Annotated in this window: 4 protein-coding genes; 3 read left to right on the top strand and 1 reads right to left on the bottom strand. The window is 60.6% G+C overall.

What is annotated here, in order from left to right:
• Positions 1–1,103 (top strand): L-dopachrome tautomerase-related protein (locus tag ACYVDE_RS13515; RefSeq protein ID WP_460502070.1); only part of this gene is annotated, 1,103 nt, incomplete at its 5' end.
• An 86-nt stretch (positions 1,104–1,189) separates the two neighbouring features.
• On the opposite strand, the gene ACYVDE_RS13510 is transcribed toward ACYVDE_RS13515, so the two are convergent.
• On the bottom strand, positions 1,190–1,639 hold the full coding sequence (locus ACYVDE_RS13510; protein WP_460502069.1) for a hypothetical protein: 450 nt from the start codon (positions 1,637–1,639) through the stop codon (positions 1,190–1,192).
• 524 nt (positions 1,640–2,163) lie between these two features.
• Between ACYVDE_RS13510 and ACYVDE_RS13505 the strand changes: the two genes are divergently transcribed.
• Both ACYVDE_RS13505 and ACYVDE_RS13500 read left to right on the top strand, forming a co-directional pair.
• Positions 2,164–5,166 (top strand): 2-oxoglutarate dehydrogenase family protein, encoded by a 3,003-nt coding sequence (locus ACYVDE_RS13505; protein WP_460502068.1) that lies wholly within the window; start codon positions 2,164–2,166, stop codon positions 5,164–5,166.
• Between the two features lie 85 nt (positions 5,167–5,251).
• A partial coding sequence (locus tag ACYVDE_RS13500) for a biotin/lipoyl-containing protein (RefSeq protein ID WP_460502067.1) occupies positions 5,252–5,521 on the top strand: 270 nt, incomplete at its 3' end.

Raw genomic sequence — 5,521 nt, 5'->3', positions numbered from 1 at the left:
GCCATTCCGAATCGGCCGCCGCCCCCGCCACGGCCGATTCTACGGCCACCACCGCCAACCCCGCGGCTCCGGCCAACTCGCCCCTGCAAGTCGTCGCCGAGTTCACCGACCCGCAGATGGTGGGCGTGGCCGTGGAGCCGGGTGGCAAAATCTTCGCCTGCTTTCCGCGCTGGGACTATAACCCCCCGTACCCCATCGCCGAAGTGGGCCCCAACAATACCCTTAAGCCCTATCCCAACGCCGGCTGGTGCATGTGGAACGACTCGGTGAAGAACGAGCCCCTCAAGCACTGGATTTGCCCCCAAACCGTGCAAAATGATAAGCAGGGCATGGTCTGGATTCTTGACCCTGCCGCGCCCGGCCTCAAGTTCACCGTGCCCGGCGGCCCCAAGCTGGTGAAAACCGACCCCAAAACCGGCCAGGTGCTGCTCACCATTCCCTTCCCCGAAAGCGTTGCCCCGCGCAAGTCCTACCTCAACGACGTGCGCATCGACCTGCAGAACAACTATGCCTACATGACGGAATCGGGCACCGGCGCGCTGGTCGTAACGGATTTGAAAACCCTGAAATCGCGCCGCCTGCTAGCTTCGCACCCGTCGATGAAAGCCGAGCCGGGCCTCGTCATTAAAGCCGCCGGCCACCCCATGCTCGATTTGCAGGGCAAACCGGCTAAGTTCAACGTCGACGGCATTGCCCTGAGCACCGACAACAGCTACCTATACTACTGCCCGCTCACTGGCCACAAGCTTTACCGCATCAAAACGGCCGCCCTGCGCGATGCCGCGCTCACCGACGCGCAGCTGGCCCAGCAAGTCGAAACCGTGGGCGAAATCCCGGCCACCGACGGCCTCGAAATCGACGCGGCCAACAACGTCTACCTCACCTCGTTCGAGAACAGCGCCCTCATGCGCCGCACGCCCGCCGGCAAAATCGAAACCCTGGTGCAGGACGACCGCCTGCAGTGGCCCGACACCTACAGTTTCGGCACCGATGGCGCGCTTTACGTGGCCACCTCGGGCATTCATAAAACGCCCGCCTGGAACAAAGGCGTTGGCCAGCCGCGCGCGCCGTTCCGCATCTTTAAAATGGCGCTGCCGAAATAAGCACCCGCTTTGCCAGAGGCACACGAAAAAGCCCCGCGCTTCCTTTGGGAGGCGCGGGGCTTTTGGTAATGCCGATAGGAGGGAGGCTAAAGTCCGGCGAAGGCGGGCCGCTCTTCCACCTTCTGAATCTTCACGCCCTTCTGAAAAATATCGAACTTCTCGCTCACATGCGTCAGAATGTCCATGCAGTGGCGGTGGCGGCGGTTCATAGTGTCGTGTATCGTGTACACGCCATCGAGCTTGGGCGAGATGCCACGCACCCGCACCTTATCGCCAAAATCAAACTTGCCGCCCCAGGGCTTCAGCAAATCGCGCGACAGGGCCATCCAGCGCTTTTTGCTTCCGTAGTGCGGTTTAATGCGGGAATTGTCTGCCGTTACGAACGGCTCATTATCGGTTTGGCCCGGCACGGCCTGGTAGGCGGTGGCGGTGACGGTGTACGTCGGGCTGCGCACCACGAATTGGGGCTTGCGGGCCAGTAGGCGGCGGCTTTTCAGGCGCGTGGCCTTGGTGGTGGTGGCAAAAAAGCGCTTCATATCGGGACTAACCCGCGCTGCCGGAGCAGTGTGGAACAAGGGGGCCGCTAAGGCGGCGGCGGCGAGGACGATATCTAGCAGTAGTCGTGCACTGTTCATCAATATAAGGTTCGTACGTGCGCCATTGAGCCCGGCGCTATGGGTACTGCCCGGCCGTTTCAGGCTGGGCAGAAGGGTGTTAACGCATAACTAGCCAGATTAGTTTCGACTAATCAAATTATCCAATTGAAAACACCCTTGCTAGCTTGATTAGCTATTATATAGACAAAATTTTATATTAACCGCCCCGGCATGGTCCAATTATTTTGAGCAGCCCGGGCCAACGCATTTGGTGCCGGGCCGTAACACTTGGGCTGGGCAAACGCGCTATTTTCGATAACTTGACGCAACAAGCAGCGCCACTGGCTTCACGTATGTCGCTAAATACTGTTGGTTGTCAGGTTAATTCGTGTACCCGGGTACAGGTTTTTGCCTGATTGCTAGGCGTAATACCTTTACGCCACCTTACTTAAGCTGAATTCCCAATGGACGCTTACACTTATATCGCCAACGCCGACGCGGCGGCCATCGAAACCCTGTACCAGGCCTACCAGCAAAACCCGGAATCGGTGGATTTTGGCTGGCGCAAGTTTTTCGAAGGCTTCGATTTCTCGCAGCAGTTCCCCGAAGGTGTTTCGGTGCTGCCCGGTGCGGCCCCGGCCGCCAACGCTACCCCCGCTGCTAATGGTGTTGCCGCGGCTGCCAAAACAGCTACTGCTGCCGCGCCCCAGCCCGACGATTACGGCGTACTGCACACCCCGGCCTCGACCAACAATGCCCCCGCCGGTTTGAGCAGCGGCGAAGTGGCTTCCGATAAGGAAACGGCTGTGCGCAACCTCATCCACGCCTTCCGCAGCCGCGGCCACTTGCGCGCCAAAACCAACCCGGTGCGCGAGCGCAAAGACCGCAAGCCCCGCCTCGACCTCGCCGATTTCGGCCTGGGCGAAGCCGATTTGGACACGGTATTTAAGAACGGTGAGGTGCTGGGCCTCGGCAGCCAGGCCAAGCTGCGCGACATCGTAGCCGCGCTGGAGAAGATTTACACCGGCGCCATCGGCTTCGAGTACATGTACATCCGCGACCCGCAGGTGCTCGACTGGTTCCGCGCCAAGGTGGAGAAGGACTCGCTGGCCTTCAACCCCGGCGTGGAGTACAAGAAGCGCATTCTGAAGAAGCTGAACGAGGCCGTGGTGTTCGAGAATTTCCTGCACACCAAGTTTCTGGGGCAGAAGCGCTTCTCGCTGGAGGGCGGCGAAACCACCATTCCGGCCCTCGATGCCATCATCGGCAAGGGCGCCGAGCTGGGCGTGAAGGAAGTGATGATTGGCATGGCCCACCGCGGCCGCCTCAACGTGCTGGCCAACATCATGGGCAAAACCTACGAGCAGATTTTCTCGGAGTTTGAAGGCACGGCCGTGCCCGACCTCACGATGGGCGACGGCGACGTGAAGTATCACATGGGCTACTCGTCGGAAGTGGAAGCCAGTGGCGGCCAGAAAGTGAACCTGAAGCTGGCCCCTAACCCCTCGCACCTCGAGGCCGTGAACCCGGTGGTGGAAGGCTTCGTGCGCGCCAAAATCGAACACCAGTACGGCGGCGACTACCATCAGATTCTGCCCATCCTCATCCACGGCGACGCGGCGCTGGCCGGCCAGGGCATTGGCTACGAGGTGACGCAGATGTCGCAGCTCGAAGGCTACAAAACGGGCGGCACCATCCACTTCGTGATTAACAACCAGGTGGGTTTCACGACTGATTTCGAAGACGCCCGCTCGTCCATCTACTCGACCGACCTGGCTAAAATCATCGATGCGCCGGTGGTGCACGTGAACGGTGACAACCCCGAAGCGGTGGTGTTTGCCGTGCAGCTGGCCACCGAGTACCGCCAGCAGTTCCACGCCGACATCTTTATTGATATGGTGTGCTACCGCCGCCACGGCCACAACGAGTCGGACGAGCCCAAATTCACCCAGCCCACGCTCTACAACCTCATCTCGAAGCACCAGAACCCGCGCGAGGTGTACAACGCCATGCTGGTGCAGCGCGGCGACGTAGACGCCGAGCTGGCCAACCAAATGGACAAGGAGTTCCGCGACACCCTGCAGGCCCGCCTCGACATGGTGAAGCAGAAGCCGCTGCCTTATAAGTATCAGGCCCTCGAAAACGAGTGGCGCAGCCTGCGTCGCAGCACGCCCGAAGACTTCGAGCAGTCGCCCGAAACCGGCATTTCGGCAGAGGTGGTGGAGAAAGTGGCCAAGGCCCTGACTACGATTCCGGACGGCTTCAAGCCCATCAAGCAGATTGATAACCTGCTGAAGGAGCGCCGCAACATGTTCTTCGAGAACTACGGCAGCTGGTCGCGCATGCCCGAGGGCTGGATGCGCGACTATACTAAAAAGTACGACGGCACCCGCGTGCTGAACTGGGCCGCCGGCGAATTGCTGGCTTACGGCTCGCTGCTGAGCGAAAACCACATTGTGCGCGTGAGCGGCCAGGACGTGCAGCGCGGTACGTTCTCGCACCGCCACGCGGTGCTGCACGATGCCGAAACTTCGGCCCCGTACAACTCGCTCAACTTTATGGAGGGCGAGAATGAGAAGCTGAGCATCTACAATTCGCTGCTGAGCGAGTACGCGGTATTGGGCTTCGAATTCGGCTACGCAATGGCCAACCCCACAGCGCTGGTGGTATGGGAAGCCCAGTTCGGCGACTTTGCCAACGGTGCCCAGACCATGATTGACCAGTTCATCGTGTCGTCGGAAAGCAAGTGGCAGCGCATGAACGGTGTGGTGTTGCAGCTGCCCCACGGCTATGAAGGCCAAGGCCCCGAGCACTCCAACGCCCGCCCCGAGCGGTTCCTGCAGCTCGCGGCCGAGAACAATATCATCGTCACCAACATCACCACGCCGGCCAACTTCTTCCACGCCCTGCGCCGCCAGCTCACCTGGAGCTTCCGCAAGCCGCTGGTTACGATGTCGCCGAAATCGATGCTACGCCACCCGCTGTGCATCTCGCCCATTGAGGAGTTCACCAACGGCCGGTTCCGCGAGGTGATTGGCGACGACTTTGCCGAAGCTAAAAAGGTGAAGCGCGTGCTGCTGTGCTCGGGCAAGGTGTACTACGACCTGCTCGACGAGCAGCGCAACTCCAACCGCACCGATGTGGCCATCGTGCGCCTCGAGCAACTGCACCCCTTCCCCAAAAAGCAGCTCGACGCCGAGCTGGCCAAGTACGGCAAGGCCAAAATCTACTGGGTGCAGGAAGAGCCCGAGAACATGGGCTATTGGAACTACCTGCTGCGCTTCATGCGCCGCGAGCTGGAAGACGTGGTGGCCCGCAAGCCCTCGGCGTCGCCGGCCACCGGATACAACAAAATTCACGTGAAGGAGCAGAAAGACCTCGTGGCCCGCGCCTTCGACAAGCCCAAGGAGGCCGTGGCCGACGACAACATCAAAGCCACTGCCGAAGTAGCCAAGAAGCAGGACTAACAGGGTCGGCAAGCGCCTGCTTGCCGACCTCCGCTGCGCATCCCATTCAATTTCCGCAAGACACCCTTTTCCGCCACCCTAGTTTATGGCCCTCGAAATCAAAATTCCCGCCGTTGGCGAATCCATCACCGAAGTCACCATTGCCAAGTGGCTCAAGAAAGACGGCGAGGCCGTGAAGCGCGACGAGGTTATCGCCGAGCTGGAGTCCGATAAAGCCACCTTCGAGCTGCCCGCCGAAGCCGATGGCATCCTGAAAATCCGCGTGGCTGAAGGCGAAACCATCGGTATCGGCACCGTGATTGCCGACCTGGATGGTGCCGCCGCCGGTGCTGCTCCCGCGCCCGCCGCCGCGCCC

It is taken from the genome of Hymenobacter agri (genome assembly GCF_054778495.1).
This window is presented reverse-complemented; position numbering and strand designations above follow the sequence as displayed.